The sequence below is a fragment of the Micromonospora coriariae genome (assembly GCF_900091455.1).
GTDB lineage: Bacteria > Actinomycetota > Actinomycetes > Mycobacteriales > Micromonosporaceae > Micromonospora > Micromonospora coriariae.
Genome location: NZ_LT607412.1, coordinates 3,612,075 through 3,636,503, shown reverse-complemented (window position 1 = coordinate 3,636,503; position 24,429 = coordinate 3,612,075). Strand labels below are relative to the sequence as shown.

At 71.8% G+C, this 24,429-nt stretch carries 22 protein-coding genes and 1 pseudogene; 9 read left to right on the top strand and 14 right to left on the bottom strand.

Annotated features, from left to right (window positions below; all coding sequences use genetic code 11):
* Positions 1-48: 48 nt before the first annotated feature.
* Positions 49-606, top strand: coding sequence for a sugar O-acetyltransferase (locus GA0070607_RS17075; RefSeq protein ID WP_089019093.1), 558 nt, complete (start codon positions 49-51; stop codon positions 604-606).
* A gap of 33 nt (positions 607-639) precedes the next feature.
* Here GA0070607_RS17075 and GA0070607_RS17070 read toward each other — a convergent pair whose 3' ends face one another.
* The 5 genes from GA0070607_RS17070 to fdxA are packed head-to-tail and all read right to left on the bottom strand — an operon-like array spanning position 640 to position 4,410.
* On the bottom strand, positions 640-1,287 hold the full coding sequence (locus GA0070607_RS17070; protein WP_089019092.1) for a nucleoside/nucleotide kinase family protein: 648 nt from the start codon (positions 1,285-1,287) through the stop codon (positions 640-642).
* A complete protein-coding gene (locus GA0070607_RS17065; RefSeq protein ID WP_089019091.1) occupies positions 1,287-1,925 on the bottom strand; it encodes an SIMPL domain-containing protein in 639 nt (212 codons plus the stop codon). Before GA0070607_RS17065 ends, GA0070607_RS17070 begins: the two co-directional genes overlap by 1 nt.
* A 10-nt stretch (positions 1,926-1,935) precedes the next feature.
* Positions 1,936-2,964 (bottom strand): prephenate dehydrogenase, encoded by a 1,029-nt coding sequence (locus GA0070607_RS17060; protein WP_089019090.1) that lies wholly within the window; start codon positions 2,962-2,964, stop codon positions 1,936-1,938.
* A gap of 16 nt (positions 2,965-2,980) precedes the next feature.
* Positions 2,981-4,087, bottom strand: coding sequence for a succinyldiaminopimelate transaminase (dapC, locus tag GA0070607_RS17055; protein WP_269458435.1), 1,107 nt, complete (start codon positions 4,085-4,087; stop codon positions 2,981-2,983).
* Complete coding sequence (gene fdxA, locus GA0070607_RS17050) at positions 4,084-4,410, bottom strand: ferredoxin (protein WP_007464872.1); 327 nt, start codon at positions 4,408-4,410, stop codon at positions 4,084-4,086. Before fdxA ends, dapC begins: the two co-directional genes overlap by 4 nt.
* Before the next feature lie 79 nt (positions 4,411-4,489).
* Between fdxA and GA0070607_RS17045 the strand changes: the two genes are divergently transcribed.
* Positions 4,490-5,539: a GNAT family N-acetyltransferase gene (locus GA0070607_RS17045; RefSeq protein WP_089019088.1), complete on the top strand. Its 1,050-nt coding sequence runs from the start codon at positions 4,490-4,492 to the stop codon at positions 5,537-5,539.
* 26 nt (positions 5,540-5,565) lie between these two features.
* Here GA0070607_RS17045 and GA0070607_RS17040 read toward each other — a convergent pair whose 3' ends face one another.
* The 3 genes from GA0070607_RS17040 to mshB form a co-directional block, all read right to left on the bottom strand.
* Positions 5,566-6,030, bottom strand: coding sequence for a hypothetical protein (locus tag GA0070607_RS17040; RefSeq protein WP_089019087.1), 465 nt, complete (start codon positions 6,028-6,030; stop codon positions 5,566-5,568).
* 82 nt (positions 6,031-6,112) lie between these two features.
* Positions 6,113-6,568 (bottom strand): hypothetical protein, encoded by a 456-nt coding sequence (locus GA0070607_RS17035; RefSeq protein WP_089019086.1) that lies wholly within the window; start codon positions 6,566-6,568, stop codon positions 6,113-6,115.
* Positions 6,565-7,491: an N-acetyl-1-D-myo-inositol-2-amino-2-deoxy-alpha-D-glucopyranoside deacetylase gene (gene mshB / locus GA0070607_RS17030; protein ID WP_089019085.1), complete on the bottom strand. Its 927-nt coding sequence runs from the start codon at positions 7,489-7,491 to the stop codon at positions 6,565-6,567. Before mshB ends, GA0070607_RS17035 begins: the two co-directional genes overlap by 4 nt.
* Positions 7,492-7,577: 86 nt before the next feature.
* Between mshB and GA0070607_RS17025 the strand changes: the two genes are divergently transcribed.
* Positions 7,578-9,722 carry a S9 family peptidase gene (locus GA0070607_RS17025; protein WP_089019084.1) on the top strand — a complete coding sequence of 715 codons (2,145 nt, stop codon included), beginning with the start codon at positions 7,578-7,580 and terminating at the stop codon, positions 9,720-9,722.
* A 117-nt stretch (positions 9,723-9,839) separates the two neighbouring features.
* On the opposite strand, the gene GA0070607_RS17020 is transcribed toward GA0070607_RS17025, so the two are convergent.
* From GA0070607_RS17020 to GA0070607_RS17000, 5 genes are all read right to left on the bottom strand, one after another.
* The gene (locus GA0070607_RS17020; RefSeq protein WP_089019083.1) at positions 9,840-11,582 is read right to left on the bottom strand and encodes an ABC transporter substrate-binding protein; all 1,743 of its coding nucleotides are present in this window, start codon (positions 11,580-11,582) and stop codon (positions 9,840-9,842) included.
* Positions 11,583-11,736: 154 nt separating this feature from the next.
* Complete coding sequence (locus GA0070607_RS17015) at positions 11,737-12,723, bottom strand: ABC transporter permease (RefSeq protein ID WP_089019082.1); 987 nt, start codon at positions 12,721-12,723, stop codon at positions 11,737-11,739.
* Between the two features lie 9 nt (positions 12,724-12,732).
* Positions 12,733-13,740, bottom strand: coding sequence for an ABC transporter permease (locus GA0070607_RS17010; RefSeq protein WP_089019081.1), 1,008 nt, complete (start codon positions 13,738-13,740; stop codon positions 12,733-12,735).
* Positions 13,737-14,762 (bottom strand): ABC transporter ATP-binding protein, encoded by a 1,026-nt coding sequence (locus GA0070607_RS17005; RefSeq protein ID WP_089019080.1) that lies wholly within the window; start codon positions 14,760-14,762, stop codon positions 13,737-13,739. The genes GA0070607_RS17010 and GA0070607_RS17005 overlap by 4 nt, the downstream gene beginning before the upstream one ends.
* A complete protein-coding gene (locus GA0070607_RS17000) occupies positions 14,759-15,823 on the bottom strand; it encodes an ABC transporter ATP-binding protein (protein WP_172899194.1) in 1,065 nt (354 codons plus the stop codon). Before GA0070607_RS17000 ends, GA0070607_RS17005 begins: the two co-directional genes overlap by 4 nt.
* 275 nt (positions 15,824-16,098) lie before the next feature.
* Between GA0070607_RS17000 and GA0070607_RS16995 the strand changes: the two genes are divergently transcribed.
* The 6 genes and pseudogenes from GA0070607_RS16995 (at position 16,099) to GA0070607_RS16970 (ending at position 23,591) form a co-directional block, all read left to right on the top strand.
* Complete coding sequence (locus GA0070607_RS16995; protein WP_089021897.1) at positions 16,099-16,647, top strand: Uma2 family endonuclease; 549 nt, start codon at positions 16,099-16,101, stop codon at positions 16,645-16,647.
* A 33-nt stretch (positions 16,648-16,680) separates the two neighbouring features.
* Positions 16,681-18,117: pseudogene (locus GA0070607_RS16990) on the top strand (TldD/PmbA family protein).
* On the top strand, positions 18,114-19,526 hold the full coding sequence (locus GA0070607_RS16985; RefSeq protein WP_089019078.1) for a TldD/PmbA family protein: 1,413 nt from the start codon (positions 18,114-18,116) through the stop codon (positions 19,524-19,526). Before GA0070607_RS16990 ends, GA0070607_RS16985 begins: the two are co-directional and overlap by 4 nt.
* A 262-nt stretch (positions 19,527-19,788) precedes the next feature.
* Complete coding sequence (locus GA0070607_RS16980; protein WP_089019077.1) at positions 19,789-20,595, top strand: hypothetical protein; 807 nt, start codon at positions 19,789-19,791, stop codon at positions 20,593-20,595.
* 12 nt (positions 20,596-20,607) lie between these two features.
* Positions 20,608-22,524: a fumarate reductase/succinate dehydrogenase flavoprotein subunit gene (locus GA0070607_RS16975; protein ID WP_089019076.1), complete on the top strand. Its 1,917-nt coding sequence runs from the start codon at positions 20,608-20,610 to the stop codon at positions 22,522-22,524.
* Positions 22,524-23,591, top strand: a complete 1,068-nt coding sequence (locus GA0070607_RS16970) for a succinate dehydrogenase/fumarate reductase iron-sulfur subunit (RefSeq protein WP_089019075.1) — start codon at positions 22,524-22,526, stop codon at positions 23,589-23,591. The genes GA0070607_RS16975 and GA0070607_RS16970 overlap by 1 nt, the downstream gene beginning before the upstream one ends.
* A gap of 217 nt (positions 23,592-23,808) precedes the next feature.
* Here the strand turns inward: GA0070607_RS16970 and GA0070607_RS16965 are convergent, their stop codons facing one another.
* Positions 23,809-24,249 (bottom strand): (deoxy)nucleoside triphosphate pyrophosphohydrolase, encoded by a 441-nt coding sequence (locus tag GA0070607_RS16965; RefSeq protein WP_089019074.1) that lies wholly within the window; start codon positions 24,247-24,249, stop codon positions 23,809-23,811.
* Positions 24,250-24,429 lie beyond the last annotated feature (180 nt).

Here is a 24,429-nt window from a genome sequence, read left to right as displayed (position 1 = left end):
GACGGACCAACCAACCCTTACCCGGTCGGAACCGGCATCATCGACCGGGTGAACTCCATGAAGGACCGGATGCTCGCCGGCGAGCCCTACCTCGCCGACGATCCCGAAATCATCGCGGACCGAGACCAGGCCGCCCGCCGGATGGAGCGCTTCAACAGCACCTCCGCCGCGAACGAGGAGGCTCGCCTCGCGGCGCTGCGCGAGCTCCTCGGCGAGCTGGGCGAGGGCACCTGGATCCGCCCACCGTTCTACTGTGACTACGGCTGGCAGGTCCGGATCGGGCCACGCAGCTTCGTCAACTACCACGCGGTCTTCCTCGACGTCGCTCCGATCACCATCGGCGCGGACGTCCAGGTCGGACCGAACGTGCAGCTGCTCACTCCGACGCACCCGGTGGAACCCGGGCCGCGCCGCGACAAGTGGGAGGCGGCGAAGCCGATCACCATCGGCGACAACGTCTGGCTCGGCGGCGGCGCGATCGTGCTGGCCGGGGTGACGATCGGTGCGAACACCGTCGTCGGCGCCGGCGCGGTGGTGACCCGGGACCTGCCCGCCAACGTGGTCGCGGTCGGCAACCCGGCCCGGCCGATCCGCCAGCTGGACTGATCAGCGCGGCGCAGCCCCGACACGGCGCTCCGGTCAGGGCGAAGGCGGCTCGGGCAGGCGGACCACCAGGTCGGCGCGGTCAGCGGTGCCAGTGACCAGGGAAGCGTTGGATTCGTCGCTGCCCAGCGCCCAGGCCCGAGCCTGCTCCAGCGACCGCCCGAACGCCTCGTGCCGGGCGACCAGCCGCCGCTGCCGCACCTCGGCGTCCAGATCGAGGAACCACGCCTCGTGCAACAGCGACCGGATCTCCTGCCACGGGAAGTCCGGCAGCAGCAGGTAGTTGCCCTCGGTCACCACCAGCCGGACCGATGGCGGCACCTCGATCGCCCCGGCCACCGGCTCCTCCAGGTCCCGGCGGAACTCCGGCGCGTAGACCGAGGTCGGCTCCAGCCGGTGCATCCGGCGCAGCAGCGAGACGTACCCGTTGGCGTCGAAGGTGTCCACCGCGCCCTTGCGATCGGCGCGGCCCAGCCGGACCAGCTGCGACTGCGCCAGGTGGAAGCCGTCCATCGGCACCAGCCGGGCGCTCGGACCGACCCCGGCGACGATCTGCTCGGCCAACGTGGACTTCCCGGCGCCCGGTGCCCCGGCGATGCCGAGCAGTTGCCGCGGACCGGCCTCAGCCAGCGCCCGCGCCCGCGCCACCAGCTCGTCGACGGAGAGCACCCGGGCCGGCGGCATCAGCCCAGAACCGGGTCGCTGATGGTGAACCGCGCCCGCACGGCCGCCTGGACGGTCTGTGGCTGCGGGTCCAGCTCCAGCTCCGGCCCGCCACCGCCCCCGTCGTACGCCGCACGGGCGAACATCGGCCGCTCGCCCGGACCGGCGTCGGCCAGCTCGATCAGTGCGGTGATCCGGGCGCCCAGCGCCTCGGCGTACTCCCGGGCGCGCAGCAGCGCGTCGTTGATCGCGGCGTGCCGCGCCTCGCGGTGCGCGGGGCTGTCCGGGCGCAGCTCCCACCAGGGACCGGCCACCTCGACCTGGTCCTGGTCGGCCAGCCGGAGCATCAGCTCACCGAGGGCGGCGAAGTCGGTGACGGTGACAGTGGTGGTGACACTCCCGTGCCAGGCCACCACCCGCTCGCCCGAACGCCGGGTCTCCGGCCGGACCCGCAGGTCGCCGGTCTCCCGCCGGGCCACGACCGGCTCGGAGCCGTCCAGCAGAACCCGGACGGCGGCGGCCCGCTCGGCGAGCCGGGTCAGTGCGGCCTCCCGGTCCCGGTCCCGGGCCGTCGCGGTGACCGCGAACCGGGCCAGCTCGGGCGGCACCTCCCGGTACGCCTCGCCGCGCACCTGCACCACCGGGCCATCGCCTGCCATACGCCTGAGCCTAGTCAGCGACGGGAAGCCACGCGGTGTAGGAGACCGTTGTCGCCCCAACCCGGCACCCGGTCAGGTGCCCGCCCGCCTCACCCAGCCCTCGCAGCCAGGTCACCTCCGCGGCATGGTCACCGTCGGCCGGGAACTCCCGGTCCCGCCCGGCGTACCGGGGGTCGAGCAGCGCTGACCGGGCCGCGGCGGCCTCCGCGTACCGAGCGGTGAGCGCCGCCGCGTCACCGGCCCGCAGCGCGGCCGCCAGCCCGTCCAGGAATCCGCTCACCTCGGCCAACTCGTGCAGCACCCGGGCCCGGTTGCCGAGCAGCATGTTCGCGGTCCGCTCCGCCGGGGTGCCGGCGACCCGGGTGCCGTCCCGGAAGCTGCCGGCGGCGAGCGCCAGCACCGCGTCGCGCAGCGGCGCCCGCTGCACCGCGCCGGCCAACGCCCCGGCCAGCAGGTGTGGCACGTGCGAGGCGAGCGCGGCCGCCGAGTCGTGCGCCGGCGCGGACATCGGCACCACCCGGGCACCGAACAGCTCCACCAGCAGCCCGGTCAGCCAGCGGAAGGCGTGCGTCGCCGCGGCCGGTGCCGGGCAGAGCACCCAGGCGGCGCCGACCAGCAGCGTCGTGGAGGCGGCGGTCAGGCCGGCGGACTCCGCGCCGGCCATGGGGTGCCCGGGCACGAACCGGTCGGTGAGCCCGAGCCGGTCGGCCGCCTCGGCGACGTCGGCCTTGGTGCTGCCGACATCGGTGAGCACACAGCCCGGCGCGGTCACGGCGGAGACCCGGGCCAACGTCCGGGGCAGGGTGGGCAGTGGGCCGCAGAGGAAGACCACGTCCCGGCCGGCCACGGCCTGCTCGATCGTGTCCGGCGCGATCATCCCCCCGGCCCGGACCCGCTCGCGGGTCGCCGGGTCGGGATCCCAACCGGCCACGTCCAGGCCGGCGTCGGCCAGGCGCAGCAGCACCGAGCCGCCGATCAGGCCGGTGCCGACCACGGCCGCCCGCACTCCGGCGTACCGCCCGGTCGCCTCGCCGGTCATTACCGGGCCCCCGGGGTCAGGCCCGCAGCCGGCCGGCGACCGCGGCGACGTGCTCGTCGGACTCGGTCAGCGCCACCCGGACGTGCTGGCCGGCGGTGGGGCCGTAGAAGACGCCGGCCGCGACCAGGATGCCGCGCCGGGCCAGCCAGTCGACCGTCTGCCAGCAGTCCTCACCACGGGTGAGCCAGAGGTAGAGGCCGGCCTCCGAGTGCTCGACCGTGAAGCCGGCGCCGGTGAACGCGGCGGTCAGCACCTCACGTCGGGCGCGGTAGCGCTCCCGCTGCTCGTCGGCGTGCTGCTGGTCCTGCAGGGCGGCCACCATGGCCGCCTGGACGGGAGCGGGCACGATCATGCCGGCGTGCTTACGGACCTTCAGCAGCTCGGCGACGAGCGCCGGGTCGCCGGCCACGAACCCGGCCCGGTAGCCGGCGAGGTTGGACCGCTTGGAGAGCGAGTGCACGGCGAGCACCCCGGCGTAGCTGCCGCCGCAGACCTGCGGAGACAGCACCGAGACCGGTTCGGCCGACCAGCCGAGCGGCAGGTAGCACTCGTCGCTGGCCACCACCGCGCCGCGTTCCCGGGCCCAGTCGACCACCTTGCGCAGGTGCGCCGCGGGCAGCACCCGACCTGTCGGATTGCCGGGCGAGTTGACCCAGACCAGCCGGACCCGGGAGGTCGGCCCGACCGCGGTGAGCGAGTCGGCGCGGACCACGGTGGCCCCGGCCAGCCGGACCCCGGCCTCGTACGTGGGGTACGCGACCGACGGCACCACCACCACGTCGCCCGGACCGATCCCGAGCAGGGTGGGCAGCCAGGCGACCAGCTCCTTGGAGCCGATGGTCGGCAGCACGCCGAGACCATCGACCCCGGCGCCACAGGCCCGCGCGACCCAGGCCGCGATCGCGTCCCGCAGCGCCGGGGTGCCGGCGGTCAACGGGTAGCCGGGAGCGTCGGACGCGTCAGCCAGCGCCCGCCGGATCACCTCGGGCACCGGGTCGACAGGCGTGCCCATGGAGAGGTTGATCAGGCCCTCCGGGTGCGCCGCGGCCAGGGTGGCCGCTGCGGCCAGAGCGTCCCAGGTGTACTCGGGCAGCCGCGACGAGACCGGCGCGAGGCTGTTCAGTGGCCCTCGCCGCGCGGCGGCTGCGCGGCGACGAAGGTGGCGTCCTTCTCCACCTTGCCGATCTTCGAGGCGCCCCCGGGCGAGCCCAGGTCCTCGAAGAACTCGTAGTTGGCGCCGGTGTAGTCCTTCCACTGCTCCGGGACGTCGTCCTCGTAGAAGATCGCCTCCACCGGGCAGACGGGCTCACAGGCACCACAGTCGACGCACTCGTCGGGGTGGATGTAGAGCATCCGGTTGCCCTCGTAAATGCAGTCGACCGGGCACTCCTCGATACATGCCTTGTCGAGCACATCCACGCACGGCTCGGCGATGATGTAGGTCACCGGTCTTCTCCTCCGCAAGACACGCCGCGATCTCCCGCGACGGTTAGAGCCTAGTATCTCGCCGGGGAGGGGGTCGATCGTGCTCCGACAGCAGGATGTGGGACACCGGATCGTGGTCCGCCGGATTGTGGGGATTCGCGAAGGCCGGCCGCTCTTCTCGGACGCCCTGGGCGAGCTGGTGGAGCTGAGCGAGACTCATCTCACGCTGGCCACCGCGCAGGGTCAGCTGCGGGTCCCGGTGGCGCAGGTGCACCGGGCCAAGCGGGTGCCGCCGACCCGCCGACCGACGGCCGCCGCGGTGGTGGCCCTCGAGCGGGCCGCCGACGAGGCCTGGCCGGCACCGACGCGGGGCCGGCTCGGCGACTGGTTGCTGCGGGCCGCCGACGGCTGGACCGGGCGGGCCAACTCGGCGCTGCCGATCGGCGACCCGGACCGGCCGCTGCCGGCGGCGGTGGACGCGGTCGAGCGCTGGTACGCCGAGCACTGCCAAACGGCGCTGATCAACACGCCGCTACCGCTCGCCGCGCCGGTCGGCGCCGAGCTGGACACCCGCGGCTGGGGCAGCCGGCCGCCGACGCTGGTGCAGACCGCGCGCCTCCCCCTGTCGGCACGGTCGGACGCTGGCCGGACGCCCGGGTCCAGATCGTCGACCGGTAGCGCCGCTAGCGCCGGTAGCGCCGACGAACAGCCCGGCGCTGCCGGCGAGGCGGCGCTCGACCACGCCGACGTGGTGATCGAACTGGCCGAGGCACCGAGCGAGGCGTGGCTGGCGATCGCCGCCGGGCGCAAGGGTGGCCTGCCGGACGCCGCCCGGCACGTGCTCACCGCCGTGGACCAGGTCCGCTTCGCCCATGCGTACGCGGACGACACGCTTGTGGCGATCGGCCGGGGCACGGTGACCGGGCAGGGCCGCTGGCTCGGGCTCAGCCTCATCGAGGTGCTGCCGGCCGCACGGCGACAGGGGCTGGCCCGCCGCGTGATCGACGCGCTGGCCGGCTGGGGTGGCGGAGCCGGCGCGACGCACGCCTTCCTCCAGGTGGAGCAGCACAACACGGCGGCGGTCGCGCTCTACCAGCGGCTCGGCTTCACCACCCACCACACCTACCTCACCCGGGTCGCCCCGGACTGACCCCGGCTGCCGCCGGGCAGCGGTGCTCAGCGGCGGACGACGCGGCGCGGCTTGGCGGCCTTGACCTCGGCGTACCGCTTGAGCTGCTGGGAGCGGTAGTCACGCCCGAGCGCGGTGAGCACCAGGTAGCCGACCAGCACTCCGGCGCCGGTGGCGAGCAGGTAGAGCCAGATCTGGGCGAAGAACGTCCCCGCACCGCCGGCGAACGGGTTGTGACCGACCAGCAGGGGCCCGATCAGCACTGTCAGCGCCATCGCCGCCAGCACCGCGAGGGCCATGTCGGCCGCCCAGTCGGCCAGCGGCCGGCGGCGAGCCCAGCGGAAGGCGACCACGGCCAGGATCAGCCCGATCACCGCGAACATCGCCAGCGACACCCGGTCGGCTGCGGTGTCGTCACCGTCGAAGCCGAACCGGATGATCAGCCGGGCGACCACGTTGACCGCGAACAGCCCTCCCGCGAGCACTCCGACGTCACGCCACCGTCCGTCCATCGCACGACCTCCTGCCGAACGCCCCGTCGTGGGGCACGCATCCCTGGCAGAGATATCTACCACCCGTACCTGGGTGGCGTCATCAGCCGCCGAGTGCGGGCGGAGGGGCGAGGATCTGCCGGAAGCCCATCACCGCGAAGGTCATCGCGCCGGCCACGATCATCGCCAGGCCGACCCAGTTGTCGCCGGCCAGCAGCAGGTCGCCCTCGCTGGTCCGGACGGCGGCCACCGCCATCAGCACGAACCACGGCACCGCGGGCAGCGCCACCGCCCACCGGCGGCCGACCACCTCGTACGCGAACCAGCTCAGCGCGATGTTGGCCCCGACGGCGAGCAGCGCCGACACGCCGATCAGCTGCCCCCCGACCCGGACCGTGGAGAACAGCAGCTCCAGCACACCGGTCAGCACCCCGGCCACCACCACGATGATCGCGCCGGCCACCCGCAGGCCCAGGTCAAGCAGGCGCGGCGGCGGCCCCGCCGGGGGCGGGGCGTCCTGGCCCTGCACGACCGACACCGGAGCGGCGGGCAGGGTCACCGGAGACCGGCCGCGGCGACCGAGAGCCGGCCCCGGGCGCTCTCCACGGGCAGCCCGGCGAAAAGGTCGTCCTCCCAGCCGTACGGGCCGGCGCCGGGGCCCTTCTCGCCGACCGCGAGCGTGAAGAACTCCACGCCCATGAACTCGCCCCCGAAGTTGCCGGCGATCGAGTAGAGCCAGGAGGTGGCCGGGATCTGCGTGGCGTGCGCCCGCATCGCGGACTCCTTCGCGGTGTGCTGCTCCGTCGCGTCGATCCGGGCGGCGATCTGGTCGTCCGGGGTGCCGAAGGGCAGGTCGGCGATGTCCCGGATGCCGGCGAACGGGTTGTCCGAGGACTCGGCGAAGTGCGTCATGCCGGCCTCGAGCACGCTGCGCGGCATGGCCGTCCAGTAGACCTTGGCGGGGGCGCAGCCCTCGGCGGCGGCCAGCTCGACGGCGCGCATCGCCACCCGGTGCGCCTGGATGTGGTCGGGGTGGCCGTAGAAGCCGTTCGGGTCGTACGTGACCAGCACCTGCGGGCGGACCTCCCGCATGATCTCCACCAGGTGCCCGGCGGCCTCGTCCAGGTCGGCCTGCCAGAAGGCGCGGGGGTGCTCGTTGGTCGCGAGCCCCATCATCCCCGAGTCGCGGTAGCGGCCGGCGCCGCCGAGGAAGCGGTGGTCGGTGACGCCGAGCGCGGCGCACGCGGCGGCCAGCTCGGCGATCCGGTACCCGCCGAGCTGGTCGGCCTCGGCCGCGGCGAGCTGGGCCAGCGCCGGTACGTGGATCTCGCCCTCCTCGCCGAGAGTGCAGGTCACCAGCGTGACGTGCGCGCCGTCGGCGGCGTAGTGGGCCATCGTCGAGCCGGTGCCGATCGACTCGTCGTCGGGGTGCGCGTGGACCAGCAGCAGGCGGCGGTCGGGCAGCATCGTCACGACGGTCACTCTAACCGGCGGTTCCGGCCCGCGGCCCTAGACGCGTCCGCCCAGGTCGGCCACATCACGCCCGACGCGGCTCTACGATTTGGCCTGTGGACTTTCCGGAGCTGGCCGCCCGCACCCGCCGGTTCAGCCACGGCGCGCCGCGTGCTGTCTCCGTGGCGGAGGACGGCTGCCGCGTGATCTTCCTGCGCTCCGGCGGCCCGGAGGATCCGGCGGACGCGCTCTGGCTGCTCGATGTGGCCACCGGCGAGGAGCGGCTGGTCGCCGACCCGGCCACCCTGCTGGGCGCCGACGGCGACGCCGGGGCGCTCTCCCCCGGTGAGCGCGCGCTACGCGAGCGGCTGCGGCTCAGCGCCGCCGGCATCGGCTCGTACGCGCTGGACGCCGCCGGACGGATCGCGGTGTTCGCGCTGGCCGGGCGGCTGTTCCGGGCCGACCTGGTGCACGGCGACGTGGTGGAGGTGGCCACCGTCGGCCCGGTGCTGGACCCACGGCCGGACCCGACCGGGCAGCGGTTGGCATACGTGACCGACGCGGCCGAGGGCATCCGAAGGGGCGAGCTTCGGGTGATCGATGCCGAGGGCACCGACTCCCTGCTGGCCGGCGAGGACGCCGGTGTGAGCTGGGGGCTGGCCGAGCACATCGCGGCCGAGGAGTTCGGGCGGTTCCGGGGCTACTGGTGGGCGCCGGACGGCGGCTCGGTGCTCGCGGCCCGGGTCGACGAGTCCCGGCTGGACCGCTGGCACCTGCACGACCCGGCCGAGCCGGCGAGCCCGCCGACCGCCGTCGCGTACCCCCGGGCGGGTGGGCCGAACGCGGAGGTCAGCCTGCACCTGCTGGACCTGGACGACGGCTGGGTCGACGTGCACTGGGACCGGGAGACCTACCCGTACCTGACCGGGGTCAGCTGGGTCGAGGGCAGCCCGCTGATCACCGTGCTGCGCCGGTCGCAGCAGCACGGGCTGGTGCTCGCGGTGGACCCACGGACCGGTGAGACGCAGGTGCACGCCGAACTGGCCGATCCGCGCTGGGTCGAACCGATCGCCGGCACGCCGGCGCACCTACCGGACGGCCGGGTGCTGGTCGGCGGCGAGCTGGCCCACGACGGGTACGACGCGCGGTGCCTGTTCGCCGACGGCACCCTGCTCACCCCGCCGTCGCTGTACGTGCGGCGGGTGGTGGGCCGACTCCCCGCCGGCACCGGTCCGGCCGACCTGCTGGTCGAGGCGAGTGACGGCGAACCGAGCGAGCGGCACCTGTTCCGGGTCCGCACCACCATCGGCGGCGGCGTGGACGCCCGCCGGCTCACCACCGACTCGGGCTGGCACACCGCCGCCGTCGGCGGGGACGTGCTGGTGGTCGGGGTCGCCTCGCTGGACCACGCCGGGGTGCGGTGGACGGTCCGCCGCGGCGACCGGGAGCTGGCCGAGCTGCGGTCGCTGGCCGCCACCCCGCCATATTCGCCGCTGCCGCTGCTGGAACGGGTGACCGACCGGCGGCTGCCGGCGGCGGTGCTCTACCCGGACAACCACGTGACGGGCCGGCGGCTGCCGGTGCTGCTGGACATCTACGGCGGTCCGGGGCACCAGGAGGTGGTGGCCGCCCGGGCAGCCTGGCTGGAGCGCCAGTGGTGGGCCGACGCCGGATTCGCGGTGGTCACCATCGACAACCGGGGTACGCCGGGGGTGGCCCCGTCGTTCGAGAAGGCGATCCACCGGCGGGTGGCCGACGTGGTCCTGACCGACCAGATCGACGCGCTGACCGCGCTCGCCGGCAAGCACCCCGACCTGGACCTGGGCCGGGTCGGCGTACGCGGCTGGTCGTTCGGCGGCTGGCTGGCCGGGCTGGCGGTGCTGCGTCATCCGGAGCTGTTCCGGTGCGGGATCGCCGGCGCTCCGGTGACCGACTGGGCGCTGTACGACACCGCGTACACCGAGCGCTACCTGGGGCCGCCGGAGGACGGGGCGGACATCTACGCGCACCACTCGCTGGTCGAGCTGGCCGCCGAGCCGGTCGCCGGCCCGGACCAGGCCCGGCCGTTGCTGCTGGTGCACGGCCTGGCCGACGACAACGTGGTGGCCGCGCACACGCTCCGGCTCTCCGCGGCCCTGCTGAGTTCGGGCCGCCCGCACGCCGTGCTGCCGCTGACCGGCGCCACCCACATGGCCGCGAACGGCACCGCCGAGCGCCTGCTCCCACTGGAGCTGGATTTCCTCCGCACCCACCTGCTGTGAAGGAAGGGCCCCTTATTAACGCCTGAGGTAGAGGAAGGGCCCCTTCTTAACGGCGCTGTTAAGAAGGGGCCCTTGCTTACCGGGTGAGGCTCGGACCTCGACCGGGTGAGGTAGCTGTTACGGCTTGACGTACGCGTTCACGAACGACGAGTAGCCGAAGACGCTGGAGATGAAGACCCCGCCGACCTTGGACCCGTGCACGTTGTAGGCCACGTCGACGAAGAGCGGCACCACCGGGGCGTGCTCCTTCATGATCCGCTCGTCGAGCTTGGCCCACTCCGGGCCCTGGTCGGCCGGAGGCATGGCCAGGATGCGGTCCATCTCGGCGTTGATCGTCGGGTCGTTGAAGTAGGACTGGTTGCTGTTGCCCTCGGCCTTGATGGTGCGGCCGTCGTAGAGCACCGGCAGGATCGAGGCGCCACTCGGCCAGTCCGCCGCCCAGTTACCGATGTACAGGTCCCAGGGGTTGTCCTTCTTCTTGATCTCGTCCAGCTTCGCGTCGTCCGAGATGTTCCGCAGCGTGATCTTGAAGCCGGCCCGCTCCAGGTTGGCCTTGAGCTGGGCACCCTCCTGCTGCTCGGTCGTGTTGTCGGCGACACCGAGGACCAGCTCCGGCGTCTGCCCGCCGAGCAGCTCCTTGACCTTGGCCATGTCGCCGTTGGGGCCCGCCGGGTACGCCTCGTACGCCTTGTAGCCGATGGTGGCCGGCGGCATGAGCGTGGTCAGCGGCGCGGCGACGGTCTGCCCGCCGAGCGCCTTGATCAGGCCTTCCCGGTCGATGGCGTAGTTGAGCGCCTGCCGGATCTTGAGGTCCTTGACGCGCTGGTTGTTGATGACCAACTGGTTGGCGCTGGGGGTCGGCGAGAGGATGCTGCGCGACTTCAGCGAGGCGTCCCCGGCCACCCGGGCGACCAGCGAGGCGGGCACGGCATTGAAGGCGTGCGCGCTCTGGTCGGCGCCGTTGTCGGCGATCACCCGGTTGTTGGCGGCGTCCGCCGTCGGGCCGAAGCTCCACACGAACTGGTCCGGGTACTGGTGCCGGACCGGGTCGGTGTTCGGGTCCCAGTTGGGGTTGCGGTCCAGGGTGATCTGCACGCCGGTCTGGTTCTTGGCGATCTTGTAGGGCCCGGAGGAGAACGGCTGCTTGTCCAGGTTGACGCCGGTGTCCTTGTCCGGGGGCAGCGGCGCGGTGGTCGGCAGCGAGACCGCGAACGGCAGGTCACAGCGGGGCTTGGCGAACTCGAAGCGCAGCGTCTTGTCGTCCGGCGTGCTCAGGCCCGGCGGCAGCGACGTCTTGTTCTTCTTGAAGTCCCACTTGGTGTCGAACTCCGGGCTGTCGGCCAGCCACTCCTGGATGTAGGTCGGGCCGCCGGAGAGGTCGGGATCGAAGGAGCGGGCGATGCCGTACGCGATCTCCTTGGAGGTGATCGGGCGACCGTCCTCGAACTTCACCCCGTCCTTGATCTTGAATTCCCAGACCTTGCAGTCCTTGTTGACATTGGTGCCCGGCGTCTCGGCCAGGTCGCCGACGAGAACCAGGCCGCCCTTGCCGTCGTCCTTCCAGGTGGTCAGGTAACGGGCGAAGAGCGGGTTCGCCATCAGACCCGCGAACGAGTACGTCCGCTGCGGGTCCAGGTGGGAGATGGGCGTCTCCCGGATGATGGTGAACGTGCCGCCCTTCTGGGCGCCGCTCACCTCGGCGGCAGGGCCCTGGGAGTCCTTGGGGTCGGTCGCGATGACCCCGCTCTGCTGCCGGTTGGTGTCCACAGTGGTGCCCTCGCCCGTGTTCTCCGAGCACGCACCCAATGCCACAACCAGAGCGATCGCGCCGCCTGCGGCGGCCGCCACGCGTGGTCGCATGAAGTACCTCCTTCATCAATGTGCCGTGCGGTCCGTCGGGGCGAGAACCGCCGACGTCTCGAGGATCGTAAAGAAGAAAACCTACGAATTGTGTAACAGTTGTCGATAAATTTCGCCGCCGACCGGGTGGTGGACACCCAGAACGACGACCGGTTCAGCGCAGCCGGACCCGGGGGTCGATGGCCGCGTAGAGCAGGTCGACCAGCACGTTCGCCAGCACCACGAAGACGGCCGAGATCAGCACTGTGGCCATGATGGTGGGCAGGTCGCCGGAGCGCACCGCGTCCACCGCCGTGCGACCCAGCCCCTGGATGCCGAAGGTGGTCTCGGTGATGACGGTGCCGCCGAGCGCACCACCGACGTCCAGGCCGGCGATCGTCACCACCGGCGTGATCGCCGCGCGCAGCGCGTGTCGCCCGTACACCGTGGGTTTGGCCAGGCCCTTGGCCCGAGCGGTGCGGACGAAGTCCTCCGACAGCGTCTCCAGCATCTGCGCCCGGGACAGCCGGGCGTAGATGGCCGAGAAGAGGAAGGCCAGCGCGACCCAGGCCAGCACCAGACCACTGGCCCACTTCGCCGGATTGTCGAAGATCGAGGTGTAGCTCGGCACCGGCAGCAACCGCAGGTTGTAGACGAACACCAGCAGCAGCACCGCGCCCACGAAGTACAGCTGCAACGAGGCGCCGGTCAGCGAGAAGCCGATGGCGGCCCGGTCCAGCCAGGTGCCCCGGCGCAGCGCGGAGACCATGCCCAGACCCACCCCCAGCAGCAGCCAGAGGATGGCCGCCGGGATCACGATGCTCAGCGTCACCGGCAGCACCCGGGCGATGGTGTCCGAGACCGCCTCGTTGGTGACGTACGACCAGCCCAGGCAGGGCGCGTCACACCGGCCACCCTGGGCGCTGCCCAGGTCGCGTCCGGTCACGATGCCCTTCATGTAGCCGGCGTACTGGCTGATCAGCGGGTCGTTCAGGCCCAGCTCGGTCCGGACCCGCTCCAGCCGCTCCGGGTTGCAGTTCTTCGGGCACATGCCGGTGACCGGGTCACGCGGCAGGGCGAAGAACATCAGGAAGGTCAGCACGCTCACCGCGAAGAGGGTCAGCGTGGCCGAGAAGAGCCGCTTGATCAGGAATCGCGCCATGGGAAACCCCTACCGGGACGACTTCGGGTCGAGCGCGTCACGCAACGCGTCGCCGAAGAGGTTGAAGGCGAACACCAGCGCGAAGATCGTGATGCCCGGGAAGAACACGTACGCCGGGTCGGTCTGGAGGAAGTCCAGACTGCGGTAGATCATCCGGCCGAAGCTCGGCGTCTCGTCGCTGAGGCCGACGCCGATGAACGAGAGCGCGGCCTCACTGGTGATGAACTGCGGCACCGCCAGGGAGAACGAGACCAGGATCGGCGCCCAGATGTTCGGCAGCAACTGCCGGAAGAGCATGTGCCCGAGCCCGGCGCCGCTGGCCTTCGCGGCCTCCACGAACTCCCGCTCACGCAACGCGATCACCTGCCCGCGCACCAGCCTGGCCGTGCTGGTCCAGCCGAAGACGGCGAAGACGGCGATCAGCACGCCCACTCCGAAGGCCGACGACACCTGTCCCCGCTCGCCGTAGAAGCGCAGCGTCAGGGTGGGGGTGAGCGCCAACGCGATGATCAGGAACGGCATGGCCAGGGTCAGGTCGGTGATCCAGTTGATGACCGCGTCGAGCCAGCCGCCCAGGTAGCCGGCGAGCGCGCCGAGCACGATGCCGATCGTCGCGGTGATCACGGCCGCGGCGAACGCGATGAAGAGCGAGGTCCGCAGCCCGTAGATCAGCCGGATGAAGATGTCCCGGCCCAGCCCCGGCTCCAGGCCGAACCAGTGCTCCCCGTTGACGCCGCCGACGTAGCCCAGCGGCATGCCGAAGCCGTCGAGCAGGCTCTGGAACTGCTCACGTGGGCCGATCCCGTAGACCATCTCGATCAGCGGAGCAGCGAGCCCCAGCAGCATGAAGAAGATCAGCAGCACCCCGCTGACCATGGCCGTCCGGTCGCGCCGCAGCCGGAGCCAGGCGAGCTGACCGGGCGAGCGACCGACGACACCCTTGGCCGCGGGCCCGCCCGCGTCCGCGCTGGACTCGATCTCGGCCAGCGCCACTCCCTCCACCGGCGACAGGCTCACCGCGCCACCTCCTCGACGATCGCGCCGGCAGCGTCCCCCGTGGGGACCTCTCCCGCTTCCGAGAAGTGACACGCGGTGGCCTGTTCGCCGCCGTCCCGCGGCACCAGCGCCGGCTCCTCGGTGGCGCAGATGTCCTGCGCCTTCCAGCACCGGGTGCGGAAACGGCAGCCCGACGGCGGGTCGAGCGGGGTGGGCACGTCGCCGGTCAACCGGATCCGGCCGCCCGGGCCGAGCCGGGTGACGTCCGGGATCGCCGAGAGCAGCGCCCGGGTGTACGGGTGCTGCGGGCGCTCGTAGATGTCCGCCCGGTCACCGATCTCCACGATCCGACCCAGGTACATGACCGCGACCCGCTGACAGAAGTGCCGGACCACTGCCAGGTCGTGGGCGATGAACACGAACGCCAGGCCGAGGTCCCGTTGCAGGTCCCGCAGCAGGTTGACCACCTGCGCCTGGATCGAGACGTCCAGCGCGGAGACCGGCTCGTCGGCGACGATCAGTTTGGGCCGCAGGGCCAACGCCCGGGCGATGCCGATGCGCTGGCGCTGGCCACCGGAGAACTCGTGCGGGTACCGGTTGTAGTGCTCCGGGTTCAGCCCGACAAGCTCCAGCAGCTCCTGCACCCGGGCCTTGATCCCACCCGGCGGCTTGATCCCGTTGACCTGCAGCGGCATCGCCACGATCCGGCCCACTGTGTGCCGGGGGTTCAGGGAGGCGTACGGGTCCTGGAAGATGATCTGAAGGTCCTGGCGCAGCGGGCGCAGCTCACGCCGGCCGGCGTGCGTGATGTCCCGCCCCTCGAACTCGATGCTGCCGGCGGTCGGCTCCAGCAACCGCACAAGCATCCGACCGGTGGTGGTCTTGCCGCAGCCGGACTCCCCCACCAGGCCGAGCGTCTCGCCCGGGCGCACGTCGAAGTCGAGCCCGTCCACCGCCTGCACCAGACCGGTGGAGCGCAGCCCCTGGCGTACCGGGAAGTGCTTGGTCAGGCCGCGTACCCGCAGCAGCGGCTGATCGGTCATCGGGCCACCCCCACGGATGCGATGTCCTCGGCGTAGAGCGTGGTGCGCTCCTCGGCGGTCAGGTGGCAGGCGACCAGGTGGCCGTCCGCGCCGGTTGAGCCCGCCGGACGCAGCTCGGGCACCTCGGTGCGGGCGCGGTCCCCGGGGCGGTCCGCGTACCGGCAGCGCGGGTGGAAGGCGCAGCCGGACGGCAGGTTGATGAGGCTGGGCGGGTTGCCCCGGATCGGCAGCAGGTCCGCGTCCGCGTCGCCGTGCAACGACGGCACGCTGGAGAGCAACCCCCAGGTGTACGGGTGCTGCGGCGAGCGGAGCACCTGCTCGACGCTGCCGCGCTCCACGGCCCGACCGCCGTACATCACAAGCACCTCGTCGGCGACCTGGCCGACCACGCCGAGATCGTGGGTGATCAGGATGATCGCGGAGTGGAACTCGGCCTGGAGGTCGGCGAGCAGGTCCAGGATCTGCGCCTGCACGGTGACGTCCAGGGCGGTGGTCGGCTCGTCGGCGATCAGCAGGGCCGGGTCGTTGACCAGCGCCATGGCGATCATCGCCCGCTGGCGCATGCCGCCGGAGAACTCGTGCGGGTACTGGTCGAAGCGGCGTGCCGGCTGCGGGATGCCGACCCGGTCGAGCATGTCCACCGCCCGCTGGCGGGCCTCTCGCCGGCTGGCCTTCGGGTGGTGCACCCGGTACGCCTCGGCGATCTGCCGGCCCACCGAGTAGTACGGGTGCAGCGCGGAGAGCGGATCCTGGAAGATCATTGCCATGTCCCGGCCGCGCAGTCGACGCACCTCTTCGTCGCCGAGGCCCACCAACTGCCGGCCGCCGACGGAGATCTCGCCGGTGATGGTCGCGCGCTTGGCGTCGTGCAGGCCGAGGATGGCCAGCGAGGTGACGCTCTTGCCGGAGCCGGACTCGCCGACGATGCCGAGGGTGCGGCCCCGCTCGACGGCGAACGACACCCCGTCGACCGCGCGCACCACGCCGTCCTCGGTGTCGAACCGGACCCGCAGGTCAGTCACCCGCAGGTAGGCATCCTGGTCGGAGCGCTGCACCGGCACGGTGGGACGGTCGTCCGGTTCCCCGGACGGCGCCGGATCCGAGCTGTCCACGGCCGCCTCCCTCAGTGACGAAGAGAACTTACAGGAAAGTCCCGAGGGTGAAAATAAGCTACGAAGTCGGCACTGTCAGCGGGCCCGAGCGTAACGAGTCGGCATCGGCCTGAACACCCCTCACCTCGCCATTCATGGCCGTTCATGCCGTGATCGCACGGCGGGTGCGACCATGGTGGCGGCAGCACCGGAAGGATTCCCGCCGGCACGAGGTGGAGGTGACGATGACCGCGGCGGTGTTCAACCACGAAGGCCCGTGGACCGAAGAGGAGTACCTCGCCCTCGGCGAGACGCAGCAACGCGTCGAACTCTTCGACGGGAGCCTCCACGTGACCCCAGCCCCCACCCCCCGACACCAGAACATCTCCGGCGAACTACGCGCGGTGCTACGAGCCCCGGTTCGCGAGGCCGGCCTGCACGTGCTGGAAGCGGTGAACGTTCGACTCAGGCCGGGACGGATCCCGATTCCCGACCTTGTCATCACTGGCCCGATCGATTTCGACGAACTCAACGTCGAGGCGGGTGACGTGCGGCTGGTGTGCGAGATCATCTCGCCGAGCAACGCGTCGACCGACAAGGTGCTCAAGATGCACTACTACGCCGCCGCCGGCATCGAGTGGTATCTCCTGGTGGAGCAGGACAGCGGCACAATGCATCTGTACCGGCGGCGCGGCGGCCACTACACCGAGCAGTCGGTGACCAGACCGGGCGATCTGCTGGTGCTCACCGAGCCGGTGAAGGCCACCATCCGGCCGGAGGATCTGCTCCCCTGACGGCTGTCCGTCGGCTGGCCTAGGGTCGGTCCCATGAGCGAGTTCGACGCGGCCACGGCCGCTGTCCAGGCCGCCCTCGACGCGGGTGCCCGGTACGCCGACGCGCGGGTGATGCACCGCCGCTACGAGTCGATGACCGCGCGCAACGGCGACGTGGAGGAGCTGACCCAGGACGAGAGCATCGGGATCGGCGTCCGGGCGCTGGTCGGGGCGAGCTGGGGCTTCCACGCCGTACCCGATCTCTCGGACGCCGCCGCCCGTGACGCCGGCCGGCGCGCGGCCCGGATCGCCACCGCGAGCGCGCGGGTGCCCGGCCCGCCGGTCGACCTGGTGCCGGTCGAGGCGGTCACCGCCAGCTGGGCCTCGGGCTGCCAGATCGATCCGCTCGGAGTGCCCCTGTCGGACAAGGGCGACCTGCTGGTCGGCGCGACCCGCACGATGGCCGAGCACGGCGCCGACCTGGCCGAGGGGCTGTACCAGATCTGGGACACCGCGAAGTGGTTCGTCTCCAGCGAGGGCCACCGGATCGACCAGCGGATCCGCGAGTGCGGCGGCGGCATCTCGGCCACCTCGATCGGTGACGGCGAGACGCAGCGCCGTTCCTGGCCCAGCTACCGGGGGCAGTACGGCACCACCGGTTGGGAGCTGGTCGAGTCGCTCGACCTGGCCGCCCACGCCGCGCAGATCGCCGAGGAGTCCCGGGCGCTGCTCACCGCACCGCAGTGCCCCGCCGGCGAGACGGATCTGATCCTCGGCGGCGAGCAGCTGGCCCTGCAGATCCACGAGTCGGTCGGGCACGCCATCGAGCTGGACCGGATCCTCGGCTGGGAGGCGGCCTTCGCCGGCACGTCCTGGTTGGACCTGGCCCAGCTCGGCTCGCTGCGCTACGGCTCCGAGCTGATGAACGTCACCATCGACCCGACCATCCCCGGCGCGCTGGGCAGCTTCGGCTTCGACGACGAGGGCTCCCCGGCGGTCAAGCGGGACGCGGTCCGCGACGGGCGGTGGGTGGGCGTGCTCGCCGGCCGGGACTCGGCCGCCATGGCCAGCCTCGACTACGGCGGCAGCGTACGGGCCGACGGGTAGGCCCGGCTGCCGATGGTGCGGATGACCAACGTGGGCCTGGAACTGGGCCCGCACACCCTGGACGAGATCATCGCGGCCACTGACGACGGGGTGCTGATGGACCTGAACCGATCCTGGTCGATCGACGACAAGCGCCTCAACTTCCAGTTCGGCTGCGAGATCGGCTGGGAGATCAAGAAGGGCCGGCGTGGGCGGATGTTGCGCAACCCCACCTACACCGGGATCGGCCCGCTCTTCTGGCGCTCGATGGACATGCTCTCCGGCGAGACGGTGCCCTGGGGGACGCCCAACTGCGGCAAGGGCCAGCCCGGCCAGACCGGGCACACCGGCCATCCGGCCGCGCCGGCTCGCTTCCGCAACGTCCGGGTGGGGGTGTCGGCATGAGGGCGGATGGGCCGACGGAACTGGAGCTTGCCGGGCAGGTCATCGAGCTGGTCCGGCGTCTCGGCGGCCCGGCCGCGCAGGCCGAGGCGGTGGTGACCCGCGCCGACCTGGCGCTTACCCGGTTCGCCAACTCGGCCATCCACCAGAACGTCGCCGAGTCGACCGTCGGGATCCGGCTGCGGGTGCACGTCGACGGGCGGACGGCCGCCGGCAGCGGCAGCGTCGTCACCGCCAACGGGTTGCGCGCGCTGGTCGAGCGCACACTGGCCGCGGCACGGCTCTGCCCACCCGACCCGGGTTGGCCGGGCCTGGCCCCGCCCACGCCCGCGCCGCTCGCCCCGCCCGTCGACGAGGCCACCGCGCACGCCGAGCCGGACCAGCGGGCCGACCGGGTCCGCGCGTTCGTGGCCGCCGCCGGAGGTCTCAGCACGGCGGGCTACTGCCGCACCGCACACCGTTCGTCGGCGTACGCCAACTCGACCGGGCACACCGCGCAGGGTCGCTCGGTGGAGGCGGCGATGGATGGCATCGCCCGCCAGGGCGGCGCGGACGGGGTGGCCCGGCACTGCGCCGACCGGCTGTCCGACATCGACGGCGCCGAGCTGGGCGGGCGTGCCGCTGCCAAGGCCCAGGCCGCGGCCGACCCGATCGAGCTGCCGCCGGGGCACTACGAGGTGGTGTTCGAGCCGGCCGCCGTGGCGGATCTGCTGCAGAACCTCTCCTGGTACGGCTTCAACGGCAAGCGGTACGCCGAGCGGCAGTCCTTCGCCGAGCCGGGGGCGGACCAGTTCGACCGGACGGTGACCCTGGTGGACGACCCGCTGAGCGCGTCGGGGCTGCCGTTCGACGCCGAGGGCACCGGCCGGCGGGCGCTGACCCTGGTCGAGGGGGGCACCACCCGAGCGGTGGCGCACGACCGGCGCACCGCCGTCGAGGCGGGCGCGGAGTCCACCGGGCACGCGGTCGCGGGCGGTGCCACCTGGGGGCCGATGGCCCGCAACCTGCGCCTGTCCGGTGCGGCGGCCGGCCCGGCCAGTCCGGTGGGCCGGAGCACCACCGGTGCGGCGGCCGGCGCCGTCGTCGACTCGGACACCGCCGCGCTGGTCGCCGGCGTACGTCGAGGGCTGCTGGTCACCGACCTCTGGTACACCCGCGTGCTCGACCCGAAGAGCCTCGTCGTCACCGGGTTGACCCGCAACGGCGTCTGGCTGGTCGAGGACGGCACGGTCACGCGGGCGGTCCGCGATCTGCGGTTCACCGAGTCGTACCCGCAGGCGCTCGGACCGGGCGCGGTGCTCGGGTTGGGCGCGCGGCCGGTACGCCAACCGGACCGGGTGGACGGTGCCTGGTGGGCCGCGCCGCCGGTGCGACTGGCGTCCTGGCACTTCACCGGGGGCGCCTCCGGCTGAGCGGGCGGGCCGACAGTGATCTTTTCAACACCGCGCCATTAACCTGCGTACCAGGGCTTTTCCGCAGGTCGGACACACGGGACGGTCCCTTGCGCGGACGGCTCGCAGAGATCGGCGTAACGTGTGTCACTTAGCTGCGCCGGTCGATCCGGCGTGGTTGTTGGTGTGCGCATGACGTGGCAGCGGGTGCGGGTTCGCCGGTCCGCGTGCCGACCGGAGAAGATCAGCCCGCCCGTACGGGCCCGTCGAGGAGACGACTCGAATGACATCAACGGCAACGAGGCCGCGGGGAGCGCGGGCGCGCGCCGCGATCGCGGCGAAGACGTTGCGTACCGACCGGTGGTGGTTCGCCCCGCTGATCACCGTGATCGGGCTGAGCGCCTGGGTCGCGTACGCGACGGTCCGGGTCTTCATGCACAAGTGGTACTGGGTGGACGACTTCCACTACCTGACCCCGTTCTACTCGCCGTGCGTGACAGAGCGGTGCGTGGAGGGAGCCTCGCACTTCGGCCGGTTCCTGCCGGGGTGGTGGATCATCCCGGACGCCGCGCTGACGCTGCCGTTCCTGCTGTTGTTCCGGCTCACCTGCTACTACTACCGCAAGGCGTACTACCGGTCGTTCTGGCTGTCGCCGCCGGCCTGCGCCGTGCCGGACGGGCACAAGGAGTACGGCGGGGAGACCCGCTTCCCGCTGCTCGGTCAGAACCTGCACCGCTACTTCTTCTACGCCGCCGTGATCATCTCGCTGATCAACACCTGGGACGCGATCCTCGCCTTCCACTCGCCGGAGGGCTTCGGCTTCGGGCTGGGCAACATCATCCTGCTGGTCAATGTGGTGATGCTGTGGGCGTACACCATCTCCTGCCACTCCTGCCGGCACATCATCGGCGGCCGGCTCAAGCACTTCTCCAAGCATCCGGTGCGGTACAAGGCCTGGACGTTCATCTCGGCCTTGAACGTCCGGCACATGCAGCTCGCCTGGATCACCCTCGGCACCCTGGCGCTGGCCGACTTCTACATCATGGCGCTCGCGGCCGGTTGGTTCTCCGACCTGCGGTTCATCAACTAAAGGGCCCCTGACATGACCACTACCACTCGTATCGAACGACACCACTACGACGTCGTCGTCATCGGGGCCGGCGGCGCCGGTCTGCGTGCGGCGATCGAGGCCCGGCTCGCCGGCAAGAAGACCGCGATCATCTCCAAGTCGCTCTTCGGCAAGGCGCACACGGTGATGGCCGAGGGCGGCGCGGCGGCCGCGATGGGGAACGTGAACAGCCGGGACAGCTGGCAGGTGCACTTCCGCGACACCATGCGCGGCGGCAAGTTCCTGAACAACTTCCGGATGGCTGAGCTGCACGCGAAGGAGTCGCCGCAGCGGATCTGGGAGCTGGAGACGTACGGTGCGCTCTTCGACCGCACCAAGGACGGCAAGATCTCGCAGCGGAACTTCGGCGGCCACGAGTACCCCCGGCTGGCGCACGTCGGCGACCGGACCGGCCTGGAGCTGATCCGCACCCTCCAGCAGAAGATCGTCTCGCTCCAGCAGGAGGACCTCCGGGAGTTCGGCTCGTACGACGCCCGGATCAGGGTGTTCTCCGAGACGACCATCACCGAGCTGCTGCTCGACGGTGACCGGGTGGCCGGCGCGTTCGGCTACTACCGGGAGTCCGGGGAGTTCATCCTCTTCGAGGCGCCGGCCGTGGTGCTGGCGACCGGCGGCGTCGGGCGCTCCTACAAGGTCACCTCGAACTCCTGGGAGTACACCGGGGACGGGCACGCGCTGGCGCTGCGCGCCGGGGCGACTCTGATCAACATGGAGTTCCTCCAGTTCCACCCGACCGGCATGGTCTGGCCGCCCTCGGTGAAGGGCATCCTGGTCACCGAATCCGTACGCGGCGACGGCGGCGTGCTGAAGAACTCCGACGGCAAGCGGTTCATGTTCGACTACGTCCCCGACGTCTTCCGCAAGCAGTACGCGGAGACCGAGGAGGAGGCGGACCGCTGGTACACCGACCCGGACAACAACAGGCGTCCGCCGGAGCTGCTGCCCCGCGACGAGGTGGCCCGAGCGATCAACAGCGAGGTCAAGGCCGGCCGGGGCTCCCCCGCCGGTGGCGTCTTCCTGGACATCGCCAGCCGGCGCTCGGCCGACGAGATCCGCCGGCGGCTGCCCTCGATGTACCACCAGTTCAAGGAGCTGGCCGACGTCGACATCACCGCCGAGCCGATGGAGGTCGGGCCGACCTGCCACTACGTGATGGGTGGCGTCGAGGTGGACCCGGACTCCGGTGCCGCCTTCGGTCACGTACGCGGGCTCTTCGCCGCCGGTGAGGTCTCCGGCGGCATGCACGGCTCCAACCGGCTGGGCGGCAACTCCCTGTCCGACCTGCTGGTCTTCGGCAAGCGCGCGGGTGGGCACGCGGCCAGCTACGCCGACGGGCTGCCGGCGCGACCGAAGGTGGCCGTCGACGCGGTCGAGGCCGCGGTGGAGACCGCGCTGGCCCCGCTGCAGCGGGACACCGGCGAGAGCCCGTACACGCTCCAGCAGGATCTCCAGGCGGTGATGGGGGATCTGGTGGGGATCATCCGCCGGGAGGGCGAACTGGCCGACGCTCTGGGCCGGCTGGCCGAGCTGCGCGAGCGCGTGGCGAAGGTGAGCGCGGCCGGTGGCCGGCGCTACAACCCCGGCTGGCACCTGGCACTGGACCTGCGCAACATGCTTGTCGTCTCGGAGTGCACCGCCAAGGCGGCGCTGGAGCGGCAGGAGTCGCGCGGCGGGCACACCCGGGAGGACTACCCGGCGATGGAGCCCAAGTGGCGGCAGGTCAACCTGGTCTGCGCGCTGGACGGGGACACCGTGCGGTTGACCCGCAAACCGCTGCCCAAGATGCGGGCCGAGCTGATCGGCCTCTTCGACCGGGCGGAGCTGGCCAAGTACCTGACCGACGAGGAGCTCGCGGAGTTCGACGCCCTCGCTGAGGAGGCGGGCAACTGATGGGAACCAAGAGGCAGTTCCGCATCTGGCGGGGCGATGAGAACGGTGGCGACCTGCAGGATTACACGGTCGAGGTGAACGAGGGCGAGGTCGTCCTCGATATCATCCACCGTCTCCAGGCCACCGACGCGCCGGACCTGGCCTGTCGGTGGAACTGCAAGGCCGGCAAGTGCGGCTCCTGCTCCATGGAGATCAACGGCATGCCGAAGCTGGGCTGCATGACCCGGATGTCCACCTTCACGGAGGACGAGACGGTCACCGTCACCCCGCTGCGTACCTTCCCGGTGATCCGGGACCTGGTCACCGACGTCTCGTTCAACTACGAGAAGGCTCGGGAGACGCCGGCGTTCGCCCCGCCGGCCGACGTGGCCCCGGGCGACTACCGGATGCAGCAGGTCGACGTGGAGCGCTCGCAGGAGTTCCGCAAGTGCATCGAGTGCTTCCTGTGCCAGACCGTCTGCCACGTGGTCCGCGACCACGAGGAGAACAAGCAGGCGTTCTCCGGACCCCGGTACTTCATCCGGGCGGCCGAGCTGGACATGCACCCGCTGGACACCCGGACCGACCGCAAGGAGTACGCGCAGGCCGAACAGGGCCTCGGTTTCTGCAACATCACCAAGTGCTGCACCGAGGTCTGCCCCGAGCACATCAAGATCACTGACAACGGGATCATCCCCATGAAGGAGCGGGTCGTCGACCGCAGGTACGATCCCCTTGTGTGGCTTGGTAGCAAGATCTTCCGTCGGGGCGAGACGCCCCAGACCAGCGTGACCACCGCCCGTCAGGGCTCGGCGACGCCGCCGGGTACGAGCCGGGGCGGCACTCACTCGCACGCGGGTGGTTCCCACGACCCGCAGGCCGAGGCGCAGGCGCAGAGCGGCGTCAACTGGCACCGGGAGGTGCCACACCCGACCGCGCCAGCGGTCGACGACCGGGGCCGGCTGCCGCTGACCGAGCTCACCTTCGACCGGGCCGCCGCGCCGTCGCCGTTCGGTGACGACGTGACCTTCCCGCTGCCTCCGGAGCACCTCAACTTCGCCCACCCGGAGCAGGACGACAAGCACTGAGCACGACCACCAGGACGGGGGCTACCGGCATCGCCGGGGGCCCCCGTCCCCATACCCACCCCCTCCCCCTCCCCCTCCCCCCAACCTCCCACCCCGTTGATCATGAAGTTGTTGCCGCTCTGATCGGCGTGTCGCAGCAATAACTTCATGATCAACGGGGGCAGCGGGGGGCAGCGGGAGGCGGAGGGGGTCCGGGAGGGTCCGGGAGGGTTGGGGGTCAGGAGGTGGTCAGGAGGGAGCGGAGGGCTGCGACGATCGGGGCGTCGGCGGGGAGCCAGGTGACCGAGTCCAGTTCGTCGGCGGAGAGCCAGAGCAGCCCCGAGTGCTCCAGCGCCTGCGGCTGATCGTCGTGCAGCAGCCGGGCGGCGTACACCTTGAGCACCGAGCGGCCGTGCGCCATCCGCACGTCGCGGCCGACCCGGTCGCCGATCTCCACGCGTACGGCCAACTCCTCGGCACACTCGCGGACCAGCGCGTCGGTCTCGGCCTCCCCCGGCTCGACCTTTCCGCCCGGAAACTCCCACATCCCCGCCACCTCGGGCGGGGCGGAACGGGCACAGGCGAGCACCCGCCCATCCCGGATGATCGCCGCTCCCACGATCACCTTCAGGTCCCGTCGTTCAGCCTGCCCGCCACCATTAGCCCGTTCGGTCCGCACGGGCGTCCAGGGTGCCAGATCAATCGGCGGTTTGGGTACCGTCGCCGTCCGCTAGGCCAATAGAACACGGAAGTGTGGGCGTGGACACCCCTTCCGAGCGACGACAGACTAGAGGGCACCGACAAGACACGGGATGGCGACGATTTGGCCACAAGCCGGCAACGGCGCTTGGGGGGTGCG

What these genes read in the sequence shown, in the direction of transcription:
- GA0070607_RS17005 (WP_089019080.1), bottom strand. Translation starts at nt 14,762, where the DNA reads ATGACCGATCAGCCGCTGCTGCGGGTACGCGGCCTGACCAAGCACTTC.
- GA0070607_RS17015 (WP_089019082.1), bottom strand. Translation starts at nt 12,723, where the DNA reads ATGGCGCGATTCCTGATCAAGCGGCTCTTCTCGGCCACGCTGACCCTC.
- GA0070607_RS16975 (WP_089019076.1), top strand. Translation starts at nt 20,608, where the DNA reads ATGACCACTACCACTCGTATCGAACGACACCACTACGACGTCGTCGTC.
- GA0070607_RS17020 (WP_089019083.1), bottom strand. Translation starts at nt 11,582, where the DNA reads ATGCGACCACGCGTGGCGGCCGCCGCAGGCGGCGCGATCGCTCTGGTT.
- GA0070607_RS17040 (WP_089019087.1), bottom strand. Translation starts at nt 6,030, where the DNA reads ATGGACGGACGGTGGCGTGACGTCGGAGTGCTCGCGGGAGGGCTGTTC.
- GA0070607_RS17070 (WP_089019092.1), bottom strand. Translation starts at nt 1,287, where the DNA reads ATGCCGCCGGCCCGGGTGCTCTCCGTCGACGAGCTGGTGGCGCGGGCG.
- GA0070607_RS16970 (WP_089019075.1), top strand. Translation starts at nt 22,524, where the DNA reads ATGGGAACCAAGAGGCAGTTCCGCATCTGGCGGGGCGATGAGAACGGT.
- GA0070607_RS16980 (WP_089019077.1), top strand. Translation starts at nt 19,789, where the DNA reads ATGACATCAACGGCAACGAGGCCGCGGGGAGCGCGGGCGCGCGCCGCG.
- GA0070607_RS16985 (WP_089019078.1), top strand. Translation starts at nt 18,114, where the DNA reads ATGAGGGCGGATGGGCCGACGGAACTGGAGCTTGCCGGGCAGGTCATC.
- GA0070607_RS17065 (WP_089019091.1), bottom strand. Translation starts at nt 1,925, where the DNA reads ATGGCAGGCGATGGCCCGGTGGTGCAGGTGCGCGGCGAGGCGTACCGG.
- GA0070607_RS16995 (WP_089021897.1), top strand. Translation starts at nt 16,099, where the DNA reads ATGACCGCGGCGGTGTTCAACCACGAAGGCCCGTGGACCGAAGAGGAG.
- GA0070607_RS17060 (WP_089019090.1), bottom strand. Translation starts at nt 2,964, where the DNA reads ATGACCGGCGAGGCGACCGGGCGGTACGCCGGAGTGCGGGCGGCCGTG.